Origin of the sequence: Cognatishimia sp. 1_MG-2023, from assembly GCF_030548175.1 — a bacterium.
Taxonomy (GTDB): Bacteria; Pseudomonadota; Alphaproteobacteria; order Rhodobacterales; family Rhodobacteraceae; genus Cognatishimia.
In genome coordinates this window covers 362,926-384,841 of record NZ_JAUORX010000003.1, presented here as the reverse complement: position 1 = coordinate 384,841, position 21,916 = coordinate 362,926, and the positions used below count along the sequence as shown (strand labels likewise).

The following is a 21,916-nucleotide window of genomic DNA, read 5'->3' as shown; positions in this document are numbered from 1 at the left end:
CCCTTATGGATAACCAAAATCAAAGATCAATATTCAGTGTAACAGGAAAATGGTCTGATGCCGTCAAAAGAGCGTCCCGCAATTCTGTATCGCGAAAACACTCATAGTCATCAAATGGGTGCCATATGCGCCATTTTGGCGCTTTGGCACGCAGGTCAGCAGATACCATCACGTAATCCAGCAAGGCTTGTAAGTACCTGTTTTCTTTCTTGATAAAGAACCGAGACGTTGTTGGTCGGGCATTCAATTTTCGCCCTAAGGCTAGGCGTGCGTGGGGGTCGTGCAGGCAATCCTGCCCCTGCTCTCCCATAACGATTTCCACCGAAGACCGGCCAAAGAGGTCTTCGTATTCGTCCAAACCGGGGCCGTCATTTAAATCGCCAGCAACAATCAACGACTGGCCAGCTTGCAAATGGTGAACAATGCGGCGCCGCAACCAGATGGCTTGCGCGAGTTGCTTGCGACGGTTGGCGATGGAAATCTTCATCACCTCACGATCATTGCGCGCACCATGAGGTGCCTTTGATTTCAGATGAGCACCGATTAATCGGAATTCATTACCATTCGCCGTCTGCATTAATAATTCGAGCGGAGGTTTGGAAAACTGAACGGTGTCTTGCCGCTCATCCACATCTAAATCTATGTGAAACTCTTGATCAAATCGTGGAGCCTCAATGGTTCCAACAGGCGCATGTCGCGCCGTAACCACATCTGGATCATACAGCAGAGCAATTTCCTGCTGTGTGTCATTTGAAAACCCAATGATCGCTTCGCGTGTTCGCAGACCGTAAGCCGAGGCAAAGTTTTCCAGCGCCGCAACAGCGGATCGTTTGCTATGTTGATCTGGTGCCTCGACCACGAGGACCGCATCTGCGTCAATCGCCTTGAATACCGCTGCTACGGCATCCGCTTGCTGAGCTTTCGTTACATCCCGCCGTGATGACCAACTGTCATCCCTGACCAATTGATCGTCGTCATCAAATAGATTTGCGAACCACTCAACGTTATAGGTGGCAAGGCGCATTAAGCTGCCCTGCCATTGATGGCGTCCCATGCACGATTGACGTCAATCATCTTCTTTTCGGCCATTTTCACGGCTTCAAGCGGCACACCGCGTGCCATCATGGCATCAGGGTGCGTTTCCTTCACCAAGTTGCGCCAAACCTTGCGCACCTCGTCCAGTGGTGTCTGTGGATTTACCCCCAACACTGTATACGGGTCGGGTTCTGCATCTGGGACAAAGCGTGTCTTGATCGCCTGAAATTTGGCCGGGGCCATTTCAAAAATTTCGGCCACACGCTCCAAGAAAGCTTCTTCGTTGGGGTGGAACGTCCCATCCGCCATAGCGATGTGAAACAGCCCCTCCATAAGGTCACAAAAACAGCTGTGATCTTCGGAAAAGAGATTTCGGATGCGCCTTGCATATTCTTCAAAACCGGCAGCGTCCTGACGCGCAAGGTTAAAGACCCGCGCAGCCCCTGCCTCATCTGCTTCGGCAATTTGAAACACTTCACGAAACGCAGTGACTTCATCACGCGTAACCTGTCCATCGGCTTTTGCCATCTTGGCGCCTAGCGCAATAACAGCAATTGTAAACGCAACTGACCGCTCCGGCGGCGCACGCAGCCGTTCAAAAACGACTGAAAGGCTTTCGCCCTGTGTCAACGCAGAGAGTGCATCGTTTATTCTGATCCAAATCGACATAAAGTAATCCTACGGCGCAAGAGCGACAAAGTCACCGATCAAAGCAATTTCTGCATCAATATCAAATCCATCCATCGGCCGAACTTGTAGCCAACCTCTGGCACACGCGCCACCTCATCAAAGCCCAAAGCCGCATGAAAGCGGACTCCTGCCGCATTCTCGCTGCCAATTCCTGCCAGCAGGGAATGAACACCATCCGCTTTTGCAATCTGCAAAAGCTCTTTCATCAAGGCACGCCCACCACCTAACCCACGCGCTGCAGGATCAAGGTAAATGGTATGCTCTTTGCTGAACGCATACCCCACGCCATTACGAAACGGAAAGTATGTCGCAAAGCCAATCACCACATCAGCATGTTCCGCGATCTGAAAGGCTGCGCCTCGAGTTTGGATTTGTTCAATTATCTCATCAACGGTCTTTTCCTGCGAATTAAACGTACTGACGCCGGTTCTAATTTCGATATTCCAAATCCGCACAATCGCGCTCGCATCGCTTTCCCGCGCCTGCCGTACCTTCATCCCTGCCTCCTTAAACAAAGTGTCTTGGCACACAGAACGTTGCGACCAGTCATCACCTTTAGAACAGCAACATAAAACACCATCAAGCGAACTCAGCATAGCGGCATCGGAAACTGACGTTGATCGTCAAAGACCTTAAATGGCCATATTTCCAATAACTCACTGATCGTTACATGTTACCAAAAACGCAAACGGGCCGCCCAAGGGCAGCCCGTTTAACAAAATCGTTTCCAAAATCTTATTTACGGCTCTCGCGAATAATTGACAAAATATCCTGCGCGGCTTCTGGAATATTAGTGCCCGGACCAAAGATTGCCTTAACGCCTGCATTCTGCAAAAACTCATAGTCTTGCTGCGGAATAACACCGCCACAAATAACGATAATCTCACTCGCATCATTTTTGGCAAGCGCATCAATCAGCTGTGGAGCCAGTGTTTTGTGACCAGCCGCCTGCGAAGAAATACCAACGACATGCACGTCATTGTCAATCGCGTCCTGTGCCGCTTCATCGGGTGTTTGGAACAACGGGCCAACGTCTACGTCGAACCCAATGTCAGCAAAGGCTGTCGCGATAACTTTCGCACCACGGTCATGGCCATCCTGCCCCATCTTCACCACGAGCATCCGAGGGCGGCGGCCCTCTTCTTCGGCAAAGTCCTCGATTGATTTCTGAATGGCGGCGAAGCCTTCGTCACCTTCATAAGCCGCGCCATACACGCCAGCCAAGGTTTTAACCTCTGCCCGGTGACGCCCGAATTCTTTTTCCATCGCCATGCTGATCTCCCCGACCGAAGCGCGTTGACGGGCCGCTTCAACTGCGGCCTCCAATAGATTTCCGCCTTCTTTGGCACGGCGTGTAAGTTCGGCCAAAGCCGCATCACAGGCTGCTTGATCGCGGGTCGCATGAATTTCTTTCAAACGAGCAACTTGGCTTTCTCGGACGGCCACGTTGTCTACATCAAGAATATCAATCGGATCTTGTTTGTCCAAACGGTACTTATTGACGCCAACAACGACTTCTTCACCGCGGTCAACCATCGCCTGACGGCGCGCAGCACTTTCTTCGATGCGCAGTTTCGGCATGCCAGAAGCCACAGCCTTGGTCATACCACCCATTTCTTCAACCTCTTGGATCAGCTCCCAGGCTTTGGTTGCCAACTCGTCGGTCAGGCTTTCAACGTAGTAAGACCCAGCCAGTGGATCGACCACATTGGTGACCCCTGTTTCTTCTTGCAGGATCAACTGTGTATTCCGCGCAATCCGTGCCGAGAAATCAGTTGGCAAGGCAATCGCTTCGTCTAACGCATTGGTGTGCAAGGATTGTGTGCCGCCCAAGGCCGCTGACATCGCTTCATAGGCGGTACGGATGACGTTGTTGTATGGGTCTTGTTCCTGCAACGACACGCCAGAGGTTTGGCAGTGCGTACGCAACATTTTGGAACGCTCAGACTTCGCACCAAATTCAGTCATGATACGGTGCCACAGCAAACGCGCAGCCCGCAATTTCGCTGACTCCATGAAGAAGTTCATACCAATTGCAAAGAAGAAGCTTAGGCGGCCCGCGAATTTATCAACGTCCATGCCCGCCTCGATTGCGGCACGCACATATTCGCGACCATCAGCCAGCGTGTAAGCCAGCTCTTGGACCAAGTTCGCACCGGCCTCTTGCATGTGATAGCCAGAAATCGAAATCGAGTTGAACTTCGGCATCTCATTCGAGGTGTATTCGATAATGTCAGAAATGATCCGCATCGACGGTTCTGGTGGGTAAATATAGGTATTCCGCACCATGAACTCTTTCAGAATGTCATTCTGAATGGTCCCTGCCAACACGGATTTATCGTGCCCCTGCTCTTCACCGGCCACAATAAAGCTAGCCAAGATCGGCACAACCGCGCCGTTCATTGTCATGGAAACAGACACTTTATCCAACGGAATACCGTCGAATAGGATTTTCATATCCTCAACGCTATCAATCGCAACGCCAGCTTTACCAACGTCACCAACAACTCGTGGGTGATCACTGTCATAGCCGCGGTGTGTTGCCAGATCGAAAGCCACCGAAACACCCTGCTGACCCGCAGCCAAGTTCCGGCGGTAAAAGGCGTTGGATTCTTCAGCTGTTGAAAAACCTGCATACTGGCGAATAGTCCATGGGCGGCCCGCATACATGGTCGCTTTCACGCCACGAGTGAACGGCCCAAAGCCCGGCAACGACCCCATATGTTCAAGGCCATCTGTATCCTCTTTGGTGTACAGTGGTTTAACCTGAATGCCCTCTAGCGTATTCCAAGTCAGCTCTTCGAGCGGACGTCCGCGCAACTCTTTTTCGGCGAGCTTTGCCCATTCGTCATTGGTGGTCATTGTATCGTCCTCTCATCATCAGGGGCCCATGCGCGTTAAGTGCGGCTTGTGACGTCCTGGTCTTTTCTATCGAAAGCTGTTGTTTGAACTGTTGGCACCAAGCCAAAGCGGTTAATCGAAAGATTTTCTGTACCCAAGCAGAGATGGGCCATCGTATTCGCGCAATCATGGCCTATATTGAAAGTCATGGGATACATGAAACGATTCTGCTTAGCCCTTGTTTTGCCGATATTTATAGGCCCCGCATTAGCGGCTGAAGAACAAGTTGAAACGGCTGAGCCCCCGCTGATCATCGACGGTGAAACCGCAGACATTAGCGAATATTTATGGATTAACCGGCCGGTCATTGTCTTTTCTGACAGCCCCGCCGATCCACGGTACGTCCAGCAGCTCGAGTTGCTGAACGCTTTGCCAGACGACCTACGGGACCGTGATGTCATTGTGTTGACTGACGCGAACCCGGAAGGCAAATCTGCTTTGCGCAAAAAGCTGCGCCCGCGTGGCTTCATGATGGTTCTTATGAGCAAAGACGGCACAGTGTATTTACGCAAACCCTTCCCATGGAGCGTGCGCGAAATCTCACGATCTATCGACAAGCTGCCATCGCGCCAGCAAGAAGTCCGCGACCGTCGAGAAACAGTAACGCAATAGCTTGGGCGCCCTGCAGAGCGTGGCAGCCAATGACTGCCTTCGCTGTTGTTATGGCGCCCAAACCCAATCACTGGATCACTCGAATTCCATGATCACATCGTCAACAGCAAGGCTATCTCCAGCACCTGCGTTGATTTTGGCCACAACCGATTTTTTCTCTGCACGCAGAATGTTTTCCATTTTCATGGCTTCTACAGTGCACAGCGCCTGACCTTCTTGAACTTCATCACCAACTTCGACGTCAACTTTGACGATCAAACCCGGCATTGGACAAAGAAGCATCTTGGACGTATCAGGCGCGACCTTCTCTGGCATCAGTTTAGCCAGCTCGGCCTGGCGAGGTGTACGAACAAACACTTTAAGGTCCGCACCACGGTTCCGAATGCGGAAACCACCAGAGATTTTGCCGACTTTTAGAACCAGTGGAGCGCCATCAACATCAACGTTGGCCAATTGGTCGCCCGGCGTCCATTCACTTGCCACTCGCATCGACGATCCATCGTCGAACGTGATGGTCGAGCCATCCTTATCCGCATCAATTTTCAATGCGTGTTCAACACCTTGTAGTGTCACAACCCAATCTTCGCCAACGCGACGTTCGTGGTTGTCCATACGGCCCGATACGCGTGTACGACGAATTTCCGCAACACGATGCATGGCAGCAGTCGCCGCAGCAATCCGCTTCAAATCGGCTTCGGGTAGCGCAACACCTTGGAACCCGTCTGGGAATTCCTCTTCGATGAAAGCAGTGGTCATTTGGCCAGACACGAATTTCTCGTGATCCATAACCGCTGACAGGAACGGCAGGTTGTGACCAATGCCTTCAACTTCAAAGCTATCCAATGCAACCCGCATCGCCTCAATCGCCTTTTCGCGGGTCGGTGCCCATGTGCAAAGCTTGGCAATCATCGGATCGTAATACATTGAGATTTCGCCGCCTTCAAAGACGCCAGTATCGTTGCGAACAACAACTTCACCCGCGTCACCCGCAGCAACGCCCGGCAAGTATGCCGCTGTTTCAGCTGGTGGACGGTAGCGAGACAATCGACCGATCGAAGGCAAGAAACCACGATATGGGTCTTCGGCATACAGACGGTTTTCAATCGCCCAACCAGTCAGCGTTACGTCGTCTTGCGTGATGGTCAGCGGCTCGCCATTTGCGACGCGGATCATCTGTTCAACCAAATCGACACCAGTGATCAGCTCGGTCACAGGGTGTTCCACCTGCAAACGTGTATTCATTTCAAGGAAGTAGAAATTTTTATCGCCATCCACGATGAACTCAACTGTACCTGCAGAGGCATAGCCCACAGCCTGTGCCAGGGCGACAGACTGTTCACCCATTGCACGACGTGTTTCTTCGTCAAGGAAAGGCGATGGTGCTTCTTCAACAACCTTTTGGTTCCGACGTTGGATAGAGCATTCGCGCTCGCCCAAATATATGCCATTCCCATGCGCATCGCACAGAACCTGAATTTCAATGTGACGCGGCTGTGTGACGAATTTTTCGATGAAAATCCGGTCATCGCCAAAGGAATTGGCCGCTTCGTTTTTAGAAGACTGAAAACCTTCGCGCGCTTCATCATCGTTCCACGCAATCCGCATACCTTTACCACCGCCACCGGCAGAGGCTTTGATCATGACAGGATAGCCAACTTCGTTGGAAATTTTGACCGCATCTTCCGCGTCTTCGATCAATCCCATGTATCCAGGAACAGTCGAAACACCCGCGTCTTGTGCGATTTTCTTAGAGGTAATCTTGTCCCCCATGCTTTCAATCGCACCGACTGGTGGGCCAACAAAGGCAACGCCCTCTGCCGCTAAAGCTTCAGCAAACTTCGCGTTTTCTGACAAGAAACCGTAACCCGGATGCACCGCTTGCGCGCCACTTTCCCGGATCGCCTGCATCACTTTGTCGATCACAATATAAGATTGGTTCGCAGGTGCCGGACCAATGTGGATCGCTTCATCAGCCATTTTCACATGAAGGGCGTTTTTGTCAGCGTCTGAATAAATGGCGACCGTCGAAATCCCCATTTTCTTCGCAGTCTTCATGACACGGCAGGCGATCTCACCTCGGTTGGCAATCAGGATCTTGTTGAACATTAGATGTCCCTTCTAGTGTGGTATCCGCAGGCATTTGCGCGGACGTCAGCAACAAAAAAACCACCAAAGCCAAAGGCCTTGATGGTTGCATTCATGGTAGACCGCTCGAAAGCGGTGGAGTTCAGATCAGTTGCAACGGCTTGGGTAGGTCTGGCAATATGCCAAGTTCCCAAGGCCACCGATAACGGCAGCTGTCTTGGCATTACCGCCAGTGACAATGGCCGCTCCGGCCCCTGCCCCTGCGCCAAGCACGCCTTGTTCCAATGGGGTGTCACCGCAGGCCGCAAGGCTGCCCGCTGAGATGACGAGTATCGTTGCAATCTTGAAGTAGCGCATATGCCTGTGCCCTTTTTGGTTTGGTTTTGCTGGCGCCAGCATCGCAGAGACCGCGACGGGCGCAATTGCACAGTGCGGCTTAACCGAGTTTCGGCAAAGCCTCGCGCATGCACGCATTGACCAATAAAATAAGGAGTAGGCGCAGGTGGTCCAAAGGGGACATCGTCGGACCACCTGCTTGGGGAAGGGTAACGGAATACACTGTTACAGACATCATTGGGGGTCGCCGCTGATGTCATACCGTTACTATTTTCGCGTGTACTGAACTCTGCAACCTTCATGGTTGCCAAACCGTTAATCTCAGCACCATCCCGCGCATTTTTATCAAACATAGGCAAAGAAACGCCGCTACAGATCGCCTGTAACGCATATCTTTGGCATGTTTGCGCGGGATTTAGCTGAGATACTGTCATGACCAGTCGTCTTCCTCGAAAGCTTCGGGGAACGAAGATCGTGCAACGGCTTCCTCAATCCTAAGGAGAGCCTCATAGCTTTCTGGGTCAAACGGGTCTTCGGCCGGAACGACCTCGCGGCCGAACAGCCAACTTAAACGGCCCGCATCAAGATTGCCGCGCTCGAATGTTTCTTCACCGAAACACTCCCACAACGCTTTCATAAATCCAGCATCCGCCCGACGATCTGCAGGCTTACGATCTTTATAGCGTTCACGACGCGTAATCGCCGTCACACCGCGTGGATTTGGGCGACGAATGACAAACTGGAAATCAGTCCCCGGTAGACGTCCGGGGAAGCCACGATGCTTAATCATGCTAAGCCCTCCACTTTCATAGAAGACAAAGCGCTGCGCGCGGCGTGCGCGCGCAGCGTTAGATCACAAGTCGCGTTATGGTCGTCCGGGTGTTCCCGGTGTGCCGGTCGGACGGCCCCCACCAGAGGTCGAGCTGTCGTCGTCACCCGGATCGCGTCCGCCATCTGGCGGGCAGATGTAGCCCGGAGGGGCTGGCGACCCATCTGGCAGCAAACACGGCTCTTCGTCGTCCGGCGGGATACAAGTGTTTGTTCCCGGAATGACATCGCATTCGTAGTTGCCGAATTTGTCGTAGGTTGGTTCACCCCGGATAGGCTCCGGTTCTGGTTGCGCAGCACAGGCCGCAACAAAGACCAACGTGGATATGCTTGCAAAGAAGCGTTGCAATGTTCTGGTCCTCCCTCGTTCAAAGTAGAACGATTAAAGGCCAAATGCGGCTCAACTGCCAGTATATCAAAGGGTGTAGAAATGCGCTGAACGGAGCGCGCTTCGCCAATGGCGAAAGAACCGGAGGCAGCGGGTAGCTGCCCCCGATCAGAATTATTTGTATTTGCCGGTGTAAGTTGGCTCAGTTGAGATTGGCTCTGGGTCAACGACCACGAACTCTTCAACTGGTTCTTTTGCACAGGCTGCGATGAAGGCAACGAGGCCAACCGCAAGCAATGTTTTGATGCTCTTAGACATCTGTCTCTCCTAATTTTCTTTTCGTTGAAAACAGAACACGTTGGCTCTGCCTGCCCCTTAGGTGGGTACGAGGTATCTTGGGAATACCCACCGCGGAGGCTACCGGAAAGAAACGAAAAAAGAAACGCACCGCGCGTCTCGCGCAGGCGTTGTGGCGTGAAAGTCGCAAAACTTTGCCGACGCAAAGTAAGTGCCGCAACATCTAGTGGCTGCATTAAAAACCCTCCCAGATACAGATGTCAGTTTCGAGGTTGAATGCCTCGAAATACTGGGTCGCATCAGGGTTTGACACCCCAAATTCGGTTTCTTGGTCAGAAAGCGAGATGACGATCTGCTGAATAGGAGTCGGTTGGGCCAGTGCTTCGGGCACAGCTTGCGTTTCACACAGGTGCTCAAAGTCAGCCAAAAGATCATTGTAGCCAAGCGATTTTTCCGCAATGGCAGGCATAACATAGCGCAATCTCAAAACAGATTGCTCCGTAGCTTGATCAACCAGGACCTCTTGAAGAGTCAGTGAATGACCGGAGGGTACGGCTGGAACTTCCTCCAAAGCCCCAGCCGCAGCCGCGCTCATAAGAGCCCCTCCAAACACGGCAATTTTCGACCATTTAGCCATTAGAAACAGCCTCACGGTTTTTAGAAAATCGCACCCAACGGGCACGTTTTTCAGGATCGGCTAACAAAACGGCCAATTTGTCCAATACATACTGACGCGGGAATTTCCCGGCGAATTGACCGCCAGCCTTAACAATCAGCGCGTCTTCAATCTGCGTTACTTGAACCAACGGTGCAAAGCCCCGCAAATCCTGCAAAGCCCGCCACATATCCTGACGAACCTGATGCGCAATACGCAGCTTGCGCCCCAGAGGCATCCGCGTCTCGACAAAAACATCAAACCGCGCCGGCAAACGCCGGGTCACCGTGACGGATGTTTCGTCTCTTAGGATATGCCAATGACTACGGGCCAAACTCTCGCCTTTGTTCTTGATCAAAATACCTTCGGGGGAAGGCGAAACCATGTTTCGCCGGTGGGGGCAGACAGCCCCCTACCCTTTGGGCTTACAACGGAATGTTGTCGTGTTTCTTCCACGGGTTAGTCAGCGACTTGTTCCGCAAGGACGCAAACGCACGGCTAACACGACGACGTGTCGAATGCGGCATGATAACCTCATCAATAAAGCCACGCTCTGCGGCCACAAATGGGTTCGCAAAACGGTCTTCGTAATCCTTGGTGTGCTGTTCGATTTTCTCAGCATCCCCCAGATCCGCACGGTGAATAATCTCTGTCGCCCCTTTTGCGCCCATCACCGCGATTTCCGCAGTTGGCCATGCGTAATTAAAATCACCGCGCAAATGCTTAGAAGACATAACGTCATACGCACCGCCATAGGCTTTACGCGTAATAACGGTCACTTTTGGAACAGTGGCTTCGCCATAGGCGAACAACAGCTTCGCACCGTGTTTGATAACCCCGCCATATTCCTGTGACGTGCCCGGCAAAAAGCCCGGAACATCCACCAGCGTCAGGATTGGAATTTCAAAGCAATCACAGAACCGGACAAACCGTGCCGCCTTGCGCGAGCTGTCGATGTCCAAACAACCCGCCAAAACCATTGGTTGGTTAGCCACAACACCAACAGTCTGACCTTCAAGGCGAATAAAGCCGGTGATGATGTTCTTGGCAAAGTCTTCTTGGATTTCGTAGAAATCACCCTCATCCGCCATCTTGGTGATGAGTTCTTTCATGTCATAAGGCGTGTTGGCGTTTTCAGGCACCAATGTATCAAGGCTTTCGTCAATACGACCAGGCTCATCAAAGAACGGACGCACCGGCGGCTTTTCTTTGTTGTTCAATGGCAAGAAATCAACCAAACGGCGCACCTCTGCCAGGGCTTCAACATCGTTTTCGAAAGCGCCATCGGCTACCGACGATTTCTTGGTGTGTGTTGACGCACCGCCAAGCTCTTCTGCTGTGACAACTTCGTTGGTCACAGTCTTCACAACATCTGGACCGGTGACGAACATGTAAGATGTGTCTTTCACCATAAAGATGAAGTCGGTCATCGCTGGCGAGTACACAGCGCCACCAGCACATGGGCCCATGATCACAGAGATCTGCGGAACCACACCTGAGGCCATGACATTGCGTTGGAACACTTCAGCGTACCCCGCCAAAGACGCAACACCTTCTTGGATACGCGCACCGCCAGAATCGTTGATCCCAATCACAGGCGCGCCATTTTGCATCGCCATATCCATGATTTTACATATTTTTTCCGCGTGCGTTTCCGACAAGGACCCGCCAAAGACAGTAAAGTCTTGAGAGAACACATAGACCATCCGGCCATTGATTGTGCCCCAACCGACAACCACACCGTCACCAGCAGCTTTCTGCTTTTCCATCCCAAAGTCAGTACAGCGATGCGACTTGAACATGTCGAATTCTTCAAAGCTGTCTTCATCCAGCAGCAATTCAACACGCTCTCGTGCTGTTAGTTTTCCTTTTGCATGCTGACTATCAATACGGCGCTGACCACCGCCCAGACGGGCATCGGCACGGCGATCTTCGAGCTCTTGAAGAATATCTTTCATCACGGGTCCCCTTGGATTTGAGGCACCCTAGCCAATTTCACGCCTACAAATAAAGCTTTATTCAGCAAATTTGCAAACCATTGCATATACCTCAAATGATAATTGCAAATTTGCTAAAATTAAACCGTTTAGTTCAAATTGCCCTCTCGGACGATAGACAGGCATAAATTCAAAGCGTACGACTATCATCATGACACAAAGCACAGCGGCACGGTATTTAGACCGCGCGACTCCGCCTCACATTTCTACCCTTATTTTATTGGCGGGCGTCAGTGCGCTGACCATGAATATCTTCCTGCCCAGCCTCCCCGGCATGGCGGAATACTTTGAAACGGACTACAGCATCATGCAGTTGTCCGTCGCCGTCTATTTAGGGTTTAGCGCAGGCTTACAGATCCTCATCGGGCCAATATCAGACAAAGTTGGCCGTCGCCCCGTGATGCTTTGGGGGCTTATCTTGTTTATGCTTGCAACGCTCGGTTGCCTATTCGCACCGAACGCCACAGTCTTTCTGATATTCCGAATGGCGCAGGCCGTTATGGCCATTGGCATGGTTCTGTCTCGGGCTGTGGTCCGCGACGTTTACCCAACGGACAAGGCCGCATCAATGATCGGCTATGTGACCATGGGCATGTCAGTTATTCCAATGATGGGTCCAGCTTTCGGCGGCCTTATCGAAGAAGCCTTTGGATGGAAGGGCAATTTCTGGATTTTATTTGGCTTAGGCGCCTTCACCTATCTTGTCGTTTGGCAGGACGTCGGGGAAACCAAAACCGTAAGCGGCAAAAGCTTGGTTGCTCAGTTCAAAGAATATCCAGAATTACTGACCAGCCCACGGTTTTGGGGGTATACGTTGGCATCCGCTTTCTGCTCTGGTTCGTTTTTCGCCTATCTTGGCGGCGCTCCTTTTGTTGGAACCGAACTCTTTCAAATGGACCCATCGGTTTTGGGCTTTTACTTTGGAGCACCTGCGATTGGCTACTTTCTCGGCAACTTCATAACGGGCGTAGTATCGGCACGAATCGGCATAAACCGGATGGTTTTTTGGGGCTGTATCATTAACGCGCTTGGCCTTCTGATCTCTTTAATTATTTTCGAACTTGGCTTTGGCTCACCGCTCAGTTTTTTCGGCTTTATGACGCTCGTTGGCTTAGGAAACGGGCTGGTCATTCCAAGCGCGACATCCGGCGCATTATCTGTCCGACCTCACTTAGCAGGCACTGCATCAGGCCTAACAGGCGCAATGATGATCGGAATTGGCGCTATACTGTCAGCCATTGCGGGCATTCTGCTAACCCCTGAAACCGGCGCCTTTCCCCTACTCTGGTTGATGCTGATTTCCTCCGCACTTGGCGTTATCTCAATCTTAATCGTAATGCGACGTGAGCGACGGATCGAGGGCTAGAAAAACCAACTTTGCAAAGCTATGCTGGGCACATTGCTAACTTGCAAAGGAATTCAGATATGGCCACGCAAAAGCTCTATGCTGGTGCAAAACTGCGGGAAATTCGCAATCGCGTCTCGCTGACACAACGCGCGTTTTCTGAGAAGCTTGGCGTTTCGTTGCCTTATTTGAATCAGATGGAAAACAACAACCGGCCGGTGTCTACGACGGTTGTTTTGGCCCTTGCCCAAGAGTTTGGGATCGACGTTACGGAACTTTCAACAGGGGATTCTGAGCGTCTTGTTAGTGACATGCGCGAAGCTTTGGCGGATCCGATCCTTGCGGAGACTGATGTTCCCCTCGCCGATATACGGTTGTCCGCGTCAAACGCGCCGGCTTTGGCGCGGGCGTTTCTTAGGTTGCACCACGCGTACCGGCAAACGCATGAAAGATTGGCGTCTTTGGATGAAGCGTTGGGGCGGCAGGATGTGCAGATGCAGCCGAGCCCTTGGGATGAGGTGCGGGATTTCTTCCATTATTGCGACAACTATATCGACGCAGTAGACCATGCCGCCGAGAGTTTCGCGGCAAATGCGACGGCCAAAGGTGGGATCACGAATGCCGCAATCGACGCCCTCAGTCACATTGGGATCACCGTAAAATTATGCGAGCTAGACGTTCTGCGGCGCTATGATCCAGAGACCAAAACCCTGCACCTCTCTCGTCTCAGCACGCCAGAAACCCGCAGCTTTCAACTCTTGCTGCAAGTCGCTCTTTTACAACGAAATTCTTTACTTGAGGCCACATTGGACTTGGCGCGTTTTCAATCAGATTCCGCCCGTCAAATTGCCAAAATTGGCCTTGCGAATTACTTCGCCGGGGCGGCAACCATGCCATACACAGAGTTCCTGAAAGCCGCCCAAGACACGCGCCACGACCTAGAAATACTGGCCACGCAATTTGGCGCATCCATTGAACAAGTGGCGCATCGCCTGTCCACTTTGCAGCGCCCCCACCAAAAAGGGGTTCCGTTCTTTTTTGTGCGGGTTGATCAAGCTGGCACGATTACAAAGCGGCATTCTGCGACGCGCTTGCAATTTGCGCGGTTTGGGGGGGCGTGTCCGTTGTGGAACGTGCATCGGGCCTTTGAAACGCCGGGGCGGTTTTTGCGGCAGCTGGCGGAAACGCCTGATGGGGTTCGCTACTTTTCTTTGGCGCGAAACGTGTCAAAATCTGGTGGCCATTACGGGGCACCGGTGCGGCGATACGCCATCGCTTTAGGCTGTGAAATCAAACACTTGGATCAGCTAGTCTATGCCGACAACATGGATACGTCCAACGTCGCATCCTTTGAACCAATCGGTATCTCTTGCCGTATCTGCGAGCGGACCAATTGCCACCAGCGATCAGTGCCGCCGCTAGAACGCAAACTGACCATTCAAGAGAACGAACGCGGTGTCTTGCCCTATGAAGTTGGGTAGTTTGCAAAAAATTTGAATCAAATTTGCGAATTGTACAATTCGTACGTTTCGAGGGCCGAAACGTACGATTGGTATTTAGGGCAAATCTTTCCCCTCTTTCGGGAATTTTGATCCGCTACACTGATCCAAAAACCGGAGTCTTCTTGTGCGTCTATTTCTTTTGGCAGCGTTGGGGTTCGTTGCCTTTGCAGCCTTCGGCGGTTGGGCAGAACGGCTGATCCTCTACCCGTTTGACCCGCGACAGGTGGCACCGATCGATGCAGGGTTAAACGGTGTTAACGAACAGATTGTCCAAGTGAACGACGAAGCGCTTGTGGTTTGGACTACACCTGCAAAATCTGGCAAACCAACCGTTTTGTATTTTCATGGCAACGCCGGAAACCTGGCGAGTCGCGCGGGGCGGTTTCGCCGGTTCATGGATCGCGGCTATGGGATCGTCGCACCGGCGTATCGGGGAAGTTCGGGGAGTTCGGGCAGCCCAGATGAAGAGGCACTGATTCTAGACGCGCGCCGCATTTATCAGATGTTAAGAGCTGGCGATTTGGACGTTCCCCTATCCGGCGCATTGGTGGCCTATGGCGAGAGCTTGGGAACAGCCGTGACGATAGCTTTGGCGGATGATCCGGACACATCGTTAGATGCCGTGATTTTGGAGGCGCCTTTTGCTTCGCTACAGGCGTTGGCAGAGCATCATTATCCAAGTGTTGCAACACTAGTCGATACGTTTGAAAGCCAATGGCCATCAGAAACACGCGCGGCGACGGCATTGGATATGCCGTTGCTGGTGATGCACGGCACAGCGGACGAGCTGATCCCCCATGCGCAAGGTAGGGCCGTCTATGACGCGGCACCTAGCACACCCAAGACCCTGCTAAGCGTGAAAGATGCAGGTCACACCGATCTGTGGCGGAGCGACACTTTGCCAAAGCTGTGGCGGTTTATTGATCAGCACTAAGGGCCTAGCGCTGTGCGTTCGCCCATTGTGGGTGCATCCAAGGTTCTGCGTTTGAACGTGGCAATGCACGGCCCAAGATGTGATCAGCTGCTTTTTCGCCTGTCATTATAGACGGACCATTCAGGTTGCCGTTGGTGATGCGCGGGAAGATCGAGCTATCCGCGACCCGCAAACCATCAACACCAATCACACGACACTCAGGATCAACCACGCTCATCGCGTCATCCGCGGCACCCATCTTGCAGGTGCCACAGGGATGAAACGCGCTTTCGACGTGTTCGCGGATAAAACCATTTAGCTCTTCGTCTGTTTGTAAATCTTCGCCTGGCTGGATTTCGTGTTTGACGAAGGGCTTAAACGCCTCTTGGCCAAAAATCTCGCGGGTTAGGCGAATGCAGCGGCGGAAGTCTTCCCAATCTTGTTCTGTCGACATGTAGTTGAACAGAATGTTTGGCGCGTCTTTTGGGTCGGCGCTGGCCAAAGTGACGGCGCCACGGGATGGGCTGCGCATTGGGCCAACGTGGGCTTGGAAACCGTGGCCTTCGGCTGCGGCTTTGCCATCGTAACGAACTGCCATCGGAAGGAAGTGATATTGGATATCTGGATAGTTCACGCCCGGTTTAGAGCGAATAAAGGCTGCGCTTTCGAACTGGTTGCTGGCACCAAGACCAGATTTAAGAAAGAGCCACTGCGCGCCGATCATTGCCTTGCTGAACAGGTTCCAATGTTTGTAGAGCGTGATGGGCTGGCTAGAGGCCATTTGCAGATAAAGCTCTAGGTGATCTTGCAGGTTTTGGCCGACGCCGGGGCGATCTGCGACGACATCAATGCCGTGTTCTGCTAGATGCGCGGCGGGGCCAATCCCCGACAACATCAAGATTTTCGGCGAATTCAGCGAGCTGGCCGATAGGATGACTTCTTGGTTGGCTTGAACAACCTCAATCTTACCGCCGCGCTCGATTTCCACACCTATGGCGCGGCCATCTGTGATGATGACACGGCGCACAAAGCCGCGGATTAGGTTGCAGTTGTCGCGTTTTAGGGCGGGCTTCAGGTATGCGTTGGCAGCGGACCAGCGGCGACCTTTCCAGACGGTCATTTCCATCGGGCCGAAGCCCTCTTGTTGGTGGCCGTTGTAGTCGTCTGTGACCGGGTAGCCTGCCTCCCGGCCGGCCTCGACAAAGGCGTTGTGCAAAGGATTGTCGCGTGGGCCACGGGTGACGTGCAGCGGGCCGTCGTCGCCGCGCCAAGAGGCATCACCGCCCTGCCCGCTGGCGTGCCAATTTTCCATGCGTTTGAAGTATGGCAGCACATCTGCGTAGGACCAGCCGTTCGCGCCGCTATCTTGCCAATGGTCATAGTCGCCCGCGTGACCGCGCACATAGACCATGCCGTTGATCGAGCTAGAGCCGCCGATGACTTTGCCGCGTGGGGTGACCAATTGGCGGCCATCCAGATGTGGTTCCGGTTGGGTTTTGTAGCCCCAATCGTACATCGACATATTCATCGGATAGCTGAGGGCTGCTGGCATTTGGATCAGGGGACCGGCATCGGTGCCGCCGTGTTCCACAACCAAAACCTGTTTGCCTGATTTGGACAGGCGGTAGGCTAAGGCACAGCCTGCGGAGCCTGCTCCGACGATGACGTAATCTGCTCTCATAGCTCTCTCACTTCACGCAAATGGCCGAGGGGCGTTTAAAACGCCGCTTCGCAATCGCCCATGCGGACGTAAACGGATTTGACTTGGCTGTAGTGTTGGATGGCTTCTTTGCTGTTTTCACGGCCGACGCCACTGGCTTTGACACCGCCAAAGGGCGCTTCGACCGGGGCATCGTTGTAGGAGTTGATAAAGCAGCTGCCCGCCTCGAGTGCGCCGACAACGCGGTGGCCGCGGCTAAGGTCGCGAGTGAAAACACCGGCGGCAAGGCCGAATTCGGTGTCATTGGCGCGGGCGATGACGTCTGCTTCTTCTTCGAAGTCGAGGACGGCCATGACAGGGCCAAAGATCTCTTCTTGGGCGATGATCATGTCATCCTGCACGTCGGCGAAAACGGTGGGTTCGATGAAGAACCCGGCGCATTCAACTTGGTTGCCGCCGGACACGATGCGTGCACCTTCGGCTTTGCCTTTTTCGATGTAGCCCAGCACGATGTCCATCTGACGTTCAGAAACCATAGGTCCGAAGTTCACCTTTTCATCCTGTGGATCGCCCATGACTGCGCCCTTGAGGCGTTCGGCGAGGCGTGCGAGGAAGGCTTCTTTGATGCCTTTTTGCACGAAGACGCGGGTGCCGTTCGAACAAACCTGACCAGAGGAATAGAAGTTCGCGTTGATCGCACCGCTGACGGCGCTTTCGATGTCGGCGTCGTCAAAGATGATCAGTGGGGATTTCCCGCCGAGTTCCATGGTGACGTGTTTCATATCCGCCGCGGCCGCTGCGTAGACTTTTTTGCCGGTTGGCACAGAGCCTGTCAGCGACACTTTGTCGACGCGGGGATCGGTGACCAATGCACCACCCACTTCGCCCATGCCTTGTAAGACGTTGAACAGCCCCGCTGGCGCGCCAGCTTCGATCAGGATTTCCGCGACTTTTAAGGCGCACAGAGGCGTGGTTTCGGATGGCTTAAAGATCATCGCATTGCCACAGGCCAGCGCAGGAGCTGCTTTCCAGCAGGCGATTTGAGTTGGGTAGTTCCACGCACCGATACCAACACACAAACCCAGTGGTTCGCGGACCGTGTACACCCAGTCTTCGCCCATTGGGATATGCTCGCCAGTCAGGCTGCCTGCAAGGCCGCCGAAGTATTCCAAAGCATCCGCGCCAGAGGTGGCATCGGCAACCAAGGTTTCCTGCAACGGCTTGCCGGTATCATAGGTTTCCAGCACAGAAAGCTCGTGATTACGATCGCGGATGATGTCCGCTGCACGACGCAGGACGCGTCCACGCTCTGTACCCGTTAGCTTGGCCCATTCCTTTTGCGCGCGTTTGCCCGCAACAATGGCCTTTTCGATCAAATCAGGCGTTGCCGCATGAACCGTTGCCATGATTTCGCCGGTCGCCGGATAGATCACTTGGATCGGCGCGCCTGCTTTATCTTCGACATAGGCCCCATCAATAAAATGGCTGGCAGTTGGTTGCAGTTTCATCGGTTAAGCCCTTGGATACATAGTTCAGCGCCCATATTGCAGTAATTTGCTGCCCCCTCAAACAAAAACTTAAATGATCATTTAAGTTTTTTAGCGAATATCAGGATTGCAATTTTTTGGCTGGCATAGAAACTGCGCCGCATGAGCAGAAAGAAAATTCGCGACATTCGCAACGAAGAACTGATTGATGCCACTATTCGGGCGGTGCATGCCAAGGGCTATGCGCTTGTGACTATGGCAGAAATTGCGGCCGAGGCAGATGCGTCGGCGGCGAGCATCAACTACTATTTCGGCTCCAAAGATCGCCTGATGGAAGCAACCATGCTGCGCCTTTTGACGATTTTGAAAGAGTCGACAATCAAGGGCCTAAAACAGTCCGTTTCTGCTCGGGATCGGCTGCTGGCCGTCGTAGATGCCAATTTTGACGACCGATTGTTTCAAATAGAGCAATGCTCCCTGTGGATGCAGTTTTGGGCGAATGCGCCCTATTCAACGTCATTGTCCCGTTTGCACCGCATCAACCGGCGTCGTGTTCAAAGCCATTGCCGTGCAGAACTGCGCCATCTTGTGCCAGAGCATCAACGCGAAACCGTCCGAGAGGCTTTGCAAAGCTATATGGACGGTGTTTGGCTAGAGGCCGCGCAGGCGGCGAAACCGCTTGATCCCGCGCAGGCACGTAGCGAGGCGCGCCGCTTTGTTGGTTTGTTGCTGGACAACGTCGCTCGTTAGGCGCGTTTCAACATCGCTTCACGCAAAGATATGAAGCTGATGGCAGACACGATAAGTAACCCGCCAAGGATGACGAAAAAGTCAGGGGGTTCTGCAAAGAAAACCGCCCCCAATAGGACGGACCATACGAGTTGTAGGAACTGCACAGGCATTGTCACACTGACGGGCGCTGCCTGAAACGCCATTGTCATGGTGTAATGGCCCGCAGTCGCAAAACAAGCCACCCCCATCAGAACAACCAATTCCCACAGCGTGGGCGTAACCCAATTCAGCAGGGCCATTGGTGCCAACCCGATGGGGACCATCAATGAAAGCATACCGACAACAACCGCCGCTGACACTTCGCCCGACAGTTTCTTGGCGATGAGATAACCAATGGCAAAACCAATCGCTGCGCCGATCATCGCAAAATGGCCTAGATCAAGCTCTCGGAAGCCGGGACGTAGAATGACCAGTGCCCCAAGGAACGCCACACCGACTGCCAGAATGCGACGGATCGCCAATCGTTCACCCAACAACAGCACCGCACCGAGCGTCACATAGATCGGCGACATATAGTTCATGGCCGTCACTTCGGCGATCGGAATGCGGGCCAGCGCGTAAAACCAAAGGATCACGCCCAATGCGTGTACCAGACCGCGCAGGCCAAACAACGACACCTGGCGTTTTGTCAGCTTTGATCGGATCAACGCGCCGAACATCGGTATCAAAAAGACTGCACCAAGGATGTAGCGTAGAAACGCGGATTCAGCGGCGGGTAGCCTGCCGTCGAGACTTTTCACCAGGGCTGTGACCGCCACAAAGCAAAGCCCGGTTACGAGCATCCAAAAGATGCCGCGCAAGGGCGAGTCTGCTTTTTCCAATGTCTGGGCCTGTGTCATACCCGCATAAGCTGGCATTCGGTCCCGGATGTCGAGGCTTTAAGCCGCACCGAGGAGTAATGAAATCGCGATCAGCCACATTGTCAGGCCGACAATCACATCCAAGACCTGCCATGCGCGGGCTGAAGCAAAGAGCGGACGCAATAGGCTAGCGCCGAACCCCAGCGCAAAGAAGAACACCAAGCTGCCAAGGCTTGCGCCAACTGCAAAGGCCCATGCCGGTGCATATTGAGCAGACAGGCCGCCGAGCAAGATCACCGTGTCTAAGTAGACATGCGGGTTGGCCCAAGTCAGTAAAAGGCAAGTTCCCACAGCAACCCATAGGCCGCTGGCCCCGGTTTCTGCTGCATCAAGCGTACCACCTCCCTTTAGCGCGGATCGAAAGTTTATTGCACCGTAGACAAATAGAAACACCGCCCCGCCCCATTTCGTGAGCGTCACAATCCAAGGGGCTGCCAATACAAGCGCGCCAAACCCGGCAACACCTGCGGAAATTAGAATGGCGTCGGATATGGCACAGGTGAGCACCAATGGCAGCACGTATTGCCCGCGCAGCCCTTGTCGCAGCACAAAGGCGTTCTGCGATCCAATCGCCAAGATCAGTGAGATGCTGAGGATAAATCCTGAAATCAAGGCCTCTTGCATGGGCTGCTCCTTTTACTGTGCCCTTGATTACGTAACTGCGGGTCATTACACAAATTAAAATAGCTGATCCAACATTAGGCATTCTAATGACGTTTGATTACCCCCACCTCGCCACCCTCGCCGCTATTCTGCGCACTGGTAGCTTTGAGGCCGCAGCCCATGAATTGGGCGTGACGCAATCTGCGGTCTCGCAGCGGCTAAAGGCGCTTGAGGAACGGGTCGGTACGCTTTTGGTGTATCGGGCACAGCCGTGCACGGGCACCGATATTGGCAATCGGCTGGCAGCCCATGCAGAGCATGTGGCCGCGATGGAGCAACAGATCGTTGGCCAGTTGCGTGACCTTGCCCCGAACAAGGGTGCGCGGCTGCGGATTGCGGTAAATGCCGATAGTTTGGCGACGTGGTTCTTGGGGCCTTTGGCCTCGATCGACGGGCAGTTCTTTGATCTGATCCTGGATGATCAGGCGTTTTCGTCTGATTTGTTGCGCAAGGGCGAGGTTGCGGCGGCGGTCACAGCGCAAGACGACACAATTGCGGGATGTGACAGCCGGTATTTGGGAAAGCTTCGGTATTTGGCCACGGCGAGCCCGGCGTTTTGTGCCAAGCATTTGCCAGACGGCGCGACGCCAGAGGCCTTGGCTGCGGCCCCAATGCTGCGGTTTAACACCAAAGATGATCTGCAATTGGCTTGGTTGCGGCAGTATGTGGGGCCGGATATTTATCCGCCCTTTCATAGCCTCGCCTCGTCGCAGGGATTTGTGGATGCGTCACTATTGGGGATGGGTTGGGGCATGAACCCAGAGATCATGGTGCGTGAGCATATCAAGGAGGGACGGCTTGTCGAAATCCTGCCGAACTCGGGTTATGACACGCCGCTTTATTGGCAAACCAGCCGCCTTTTGGGGCCAGCTTTGGCCAAATTAACCAAAGCAATTTGTCATACTGCGAGCAAATCCCTGCCACAATGAC

Annotated in this window: 22 protein-coding genes; 6 read left to right on the top strand and 16 right to left on the bottom strand. The window is 53.3% G+C overall.

Annotated features, from left to right (window positions below; translation table 11 throughout):
* Positions 1-19 precede the first annotated feature (19 nt).
* The 4 genes from Q4544_RS07250 to scpA form a co-directional block, all read right to left on the bottom strand.
* The gene (locus Q4544_RS07250) at positions 20-1,024 is read right to left on the bottom strand and encodes an endonuclease/exonuclease/phosphatase family protein (protein ID WP_303504844.1); all 1,005 of its coding nucleotides are present in this window, start codon (positions 1,022-1,024) and stop codon (positions 20-22) included.
* Positions 1,024-1,704 (bottom strand): molecular chaperone DjiA, encoded by a 681-nt coding sequence (locus Q4544_RS07245; protein ID WP_303504842.1) that lies wholly within the window; start codon positions 1,702-1,704, stop codon positions 1,024-1,026. The genes Q4544_RS07250 and Q4544_RS07245 overlap by 1 nt, the downstream gene beginning before the upstream one ends.
* A 38-nt stretch (positions 1,705-1,742) precedes the next feature.
* Entirely contained in the window at positions 1,743-2,222 is a 480-nt protein-coding gene (locus Q4544_RS07240; protein ID WP_303504841.1) for a GNAT family N-acetyltransferase, read from the bottom strand.
* Between the two features lie 238 nt (positions 2,223-2,460).
* Positions 2,461-4,587: a methylmalonyl-CoA mutase gene (scpA, locus tag Q4544_RS07235; protein ID WP_303504840.1), complete on the bottom strand. Its 2,127-nt coding sequence runs from the start codon at positions 4,585-4,587 to the stop codon at positions 2,461-2,463.
* Between the two features lie 195 nt (positions 4,588-4,782).
* Here scpA and Q4544_RS07230 point away from each other — a divergent pair, with 195 nt between their 5' ends.
* Complete coding sequence (locus Q4544_RS07230) at positions 4,783-5,238, top strand: DUF4174 domain-containing protein (RefSeq protein WP_303504838.1); 456 nt, start codon at positions 4,783-4,785, stop codon at positions 5,236-5,238.
* A 75-nt stretch (positions 5,239-5,313) separates the two neighbouring features.
* Here Q4544_RS07230 and Q4544_RS07225 read toward each other — a convergent pair whose 3' ends face one another.
* From Q4544_RS07225 to Q4544_RS07190, 8 genes are all read right to left on the bottom strand, one after another.
* Positions 5,314-7,344 (bottom strand): acetyl/propionyl/methylcrotonyl-CoA carboxylase subunit alpha, encoded by a 2,031-nt coding sequence (locus Q4544_RS07225; RefSeq protein WP_303504836.1) that lies wholly within the window; start codon positions 7,342-7,344, stop codon positions 5,314-5,316.
* Positions 7,345-7,470: 126 nt separating this feature from the next.
* Positions 7,471-7,680: a hypothetical protein gene (locus tag Q4544_RS07220; protein WP_303504835.1), complete on the bottom strand. Its 210-nt coding sequence runs from the start codon at positions 7,678-7,680 to the stop codon at positions 7,471-7,473.
* A 409-nt stretch (positions 7,681-8,089) separates the two neighbouring features.
* A complete protein-coding gene (locus tag Q4544_RS07215; protein ID WP_303504834.1) occupies positions 8,090-8,449 on the bottom strand; it encodes a hypothetical protein in 360 nt (119 codons plus the stop codon).
* Between the two features lie 75 nt (positions 8,450-8,524).
* Positions 8,525-8,836, bottom strand: a complete 312-nt coding sequence (locus Q4544_RS07210) for a hypothetical protein (RefSeq protein ID WP_303504832.1) — start codon at positions 8,834-8,836, stop codon at positions 8,525-8,527.
* 153 nt (positions 8,837-8,989) lie between these two features.
* Positions 8,990-9,133 (bottom strand): hypothetical protein, encoded by a 144-nt coding sequence (locus Q4544_RS07205; protein ID WP_303504830.1) that lies wholly within the window; start codon positions 9,131-9,133, stop codon positions 8,990-8,992.
* Positions 9,134-9,347: 214 nt separating this feature from the next.
* Positions 9,348-9,707 carry a DUF6497 family protein gene (locus Q4544_RS07200; RefSeq protein WP_303504828.1) on the bottom strand — a complete coding sequence of 120 codons (360 nt, stop codon included), beginning with the start codon at positions 9,705-9,707 and terminating at the stop codon, positions 9,348-9,350.
* 34 nt (positions 9,708-9,741) lie between these two features.
* On the bottom strand, positions 9,742-10,152 hold the full coding sequence (locus Q4544_RS07195) for a hypothetical protein (RefSeq protein ID WP_303504827.1): 411 nt from the start codon (positions 10,150-10,152) through the stop codon (positions 9,742-9,744).
* A 40-nt stretch (positions 10,153-10,192) separates the two neighbouring features.
* A complete protein-coding gene (locus tag Q4544_RS07190; protein WP_303504825.1) occupies positions 10,193-11,725 on the bottom strand; it encodes an acyl-CoA carboxylase subunit beta in 1,533 nt (510 codons plus the stop codon).
* Between the two features lie 190 nt (positions 11,726-11,915).
* Between Q4544_RS07190 and Q4544_RS07185 the strand changes: the two genes are divergently transcribed.
* The 3 genes from Q4544_RS07185 (at position 11,916) to Q4544_RS07175 (ending at position 15,545) form a co-directional block, all read left to right on the top strand.
* Positions 11,916-13,130, top strand: coding sequence for a multidrug effflux MFS transporter (locus Q4544_RS07185; RefSeq protein ID WP_303504824.1), 1,215 nt, complete (start codon positions 11,916-11,918; stop codon positions 13,128-13,130).
* Positions 13,131-13,189: 59 nt separating this feature from the next.
* Complete coding sequence (locus Q4544_RS07180; protein WP_303504822.1) at positions 13,190-14,590, top strand: short-chain fatty acyl-CoA regulator family protein; 1,401 nt, start codon at positions 13,190-13,192, stop codon at positions 14,588-14,590.
* A gap of 145 nt (positions 14,591-14,735) precedes the next feature.
* Positions 14,736-15,545 carry an alpha/beta hydrolase gene (locus tag Q4544_RS07175; RefSeq protein ID WP_303504820.1) on the top strand — a complete coding sequence of 270 codons (810 nt, stop codon included), beginning with the start codon at positions 14,736-14,738 and terminating at the stop codon, positions 15,543-15,545.
* Between the two features lie 4 nt (positions 15,546-15,549).
* Here Q4544_RS07175 and betA read toward each other — a convergent pair whose 3' ends face one another.
* Both betA and betB read right to left on the bottom strand, forming a co-directional pair.
* Complete coding sequence (betA, locus tag Q4544_RS07170; RefSeq protein ID WP_303504818.1) at positions 15,550-17,205, bottom strand: choline dehydrogenase; 1,656 nt, start codon at positions 17,203-17,205, stop codon at positions 15,550-15,552.
* A gap of 35 nt (positions 17,206-17,240) precedes the next feature.
* On the bottom strand, positions 17,241-18,692 hold the full coding sequence (gene betB / locus Q4544_RS07165) for a betaine-aldehyde dehydrogenase (protein ID WP_303504815.1): 1,452 nt from the start codon (positions 18,690-18,692) through the stop codon (positions 17,241-17,243).
* Positions 18,693-18,833: 141 nt separating this feature from the next.
* Between betB and betI the strand changes: the two genes are divergently transcribed.
* On the top strand, positions 18,834-19,421 hold the full coding sequence (gene betI / locus Q4544_RS07160; RefSeq protein WP_303504812.1) for a choline-responsive transcriptional repressor BetI: 588 nt from the start codon (positions 18,834-18,836) through the stop codon (positions 19,419-19,421).
* On the opposite strand, the gene Q4544_RS07155 is transcribed toward betI, so the two are convergent.
* Together Q4544_RS07155 and Q4544_RS07150 are read right to left on the bottom strand one after the other, a co-directional pair.
* Positions 19,418-20,320 carry a DMT family transporter gene (locus Q4544_RS07155; protein ID WP_407063033.1) on the bottom strand — a complete coding sequence of 301 codons (903 nt, stop codon included), beginning with the start codon at positions 20,318-20,320 and terminating at the stop codon, positions 19,418-19,420. The two genes, betI and Q4544_RS07155, sit on opposite strands and share 4 nt — an antisense overlap.
* A gap of 21 nt (positions 20,321-20,341) precedes the next feature.
* Positions 20,342-20,947, bottom strand: coding sequence for a LysE/ArgO family amino acid transporter (locus tag Q4544_RS07150; RefSeq protein ID WP_303504810.1), 606 nt, complete (start codon positions 20,945-20,947; stop codon positions 20,342-20,344).
* An 86-nt stretch (positions 20,948-21,033) separates the two neighbouring features.
* On the opposite strand from Q4544_RS07150, the gene Q4544_RS07145 reads away from it, so the two are divergent.
* A complete protein-coding gene (locus Q4544_RS07145) occupies positions 21,034-21,915 on the top strand; it encodes a LysR family transcriptional regulator ArgP (RefSeq protein ID WP_303504808.1) in 882 nt (293 codons plus the stop codon).
* Position 21,916: the final 1 nt, after the last annotated feature.

Excerpts from the sequence above, each read along its gene's own strand:
- Q4544_RS07250 (WP_303504844.1), bottom strand. The coding sequence starts at position 1,024 with ATGCGCCTTGCCACCTATAACGTTGAGTGGTTCGCAAATCTATTTGAT.
- Q4544_RS07245 (WP_303504842.1), bottom strand. The coding sequence starts at position 1,704 with ATGTCGATTTGGATCAGAATAAACGATGCACTCTCTGCGTTGACACAG.
- Q4544_RS07240 (WP_303504841.1), bottom strand. The coding sequence starts at position 2,222 with ATGAAGGTACGGCAGGCGCGGGAAAGCGATGCGAGCGCGATTGTGCGG.
- scpA (WP_303504840.1), bottom strand. The coding sequence starts at position 4,587 with ATGACCACCAATGACGAATGGGCAAAGCTCGCCGAAAAAGAGTTGCGC.
- Q4544_RS07230 (WP_303504838.1), top strand. The coding sequence starts at position 4,783 with ATGAAACGATTCTGCTTAGCCCTTGTTTTGCCGATATTTATAGGCCCC.
- Q4544_RS07225 (WP_303504836.1), bottom strand. The coding sequence starts at position 7,344 with ATGTTCAACAAGATCCTGATTGCCAACCGAGGTGAGATCGCCTGCCGT.
- Q4544_RS07220 (WP_303504835.1), bottom strand. The coding sequence starts at position 7,680 with ATGCGCTACTTCAAGATTGCAACGATACTCGTCATCTCAGCGGGCAGC.
- Q4544_RS07215 (WP_303504834.1), bottom strand. The coding sequence starts at position 8,449 with ATGATTAAGCATCGTGGCTTCCCCGGACGTCTACCGGGGACTGATTTC.
- Q4544_RS07205 (WP_303504830.1), bottom strand. The coding sequence starts at position 9,133 with ATGTCTAAGAGCATCAAAACATTGCTTGCGGTTGGCCTCGTTGCCTTC.
- Q4544_RS07200 (WP_303504828.1), bottom strand. The coding sequence starts at position 9,707 with ATGAGCGCGGCTGCGGCTGGGGCTTTGGAGGAAGTTCCAGCCGTACCC.
- Q4544_RS07195 (WP_303504827.1), bottom strand. The coding sequence starts at position 10,152 with ATGGTTTCGCCTTCCCCCGAAGGTATTTTGATCAAGAACAAAGGCGAG.
- Q4544_RS07190 (WP_303504825.1), bottom strand. The coding sequence starts at position 11,725 with ATGAAAGATATTCTTCAAGAGCTCGAAGATCGCCGTGCCGATGCCCGT.
- Q4544_RS07185 (WP_303504824.1), top strand. The coding sequence starts at position 11,916 with ATGACACAAAGCACAGCGGCACGGTATTTAGACCGCGCGACTCCGCCT.
- Q4544_RS07180 (WP_303504822.1), top strand. The coding sequence starts at position 13,190 with ATGGCCACGCAAAAGCTCTATGCTGGTGCAAAACTGCGGGAAATTCGC.
- betA (WP_303504818.1), bottom strand. The coding sequence starts at position 17,205 with ATGAGAGCAGATTACGTCATCGTCGGAGCAGGCTCCGCAGGCTGTGCC.
- betB (WP_303504815.1), bottom strand. The coding sequence starts at position 18,692 with ATGAAACTGCAACCAACTGCCAGCCATTTTATTGATGGGGCCTATGTC.
- betI (WP_303504812.1), top strand. The coding sequence starts at position 18,834 with ATGAGCAGAAAGAAAATTCGCGACATTCGCAACGAAGAACTGATTGAT.
- Q4544_RS07155 (WP_407063033.1), bottom strand. The coding sequence starts at position 20,320 with ATGCCAGCTTATGCGGGTATGACACAGGCCCAGACATTGGAAAAAGCA.
- Q4544_RS07150 (WP_303504810.1), bottom strand. The coding sequence starts at position 20,947 with ATGCAAGAGGCCTTGATTTCAGGATTTATCCTCAGCATCTCACTGATC.
- Q4544_RS07145 (WP_303504808.1), top strand. The coding sequence starts at position 21,034 with ATGACGTTTGATTACCCCCACCTCGCCACCCTCGCCGCTATTCTGCGC.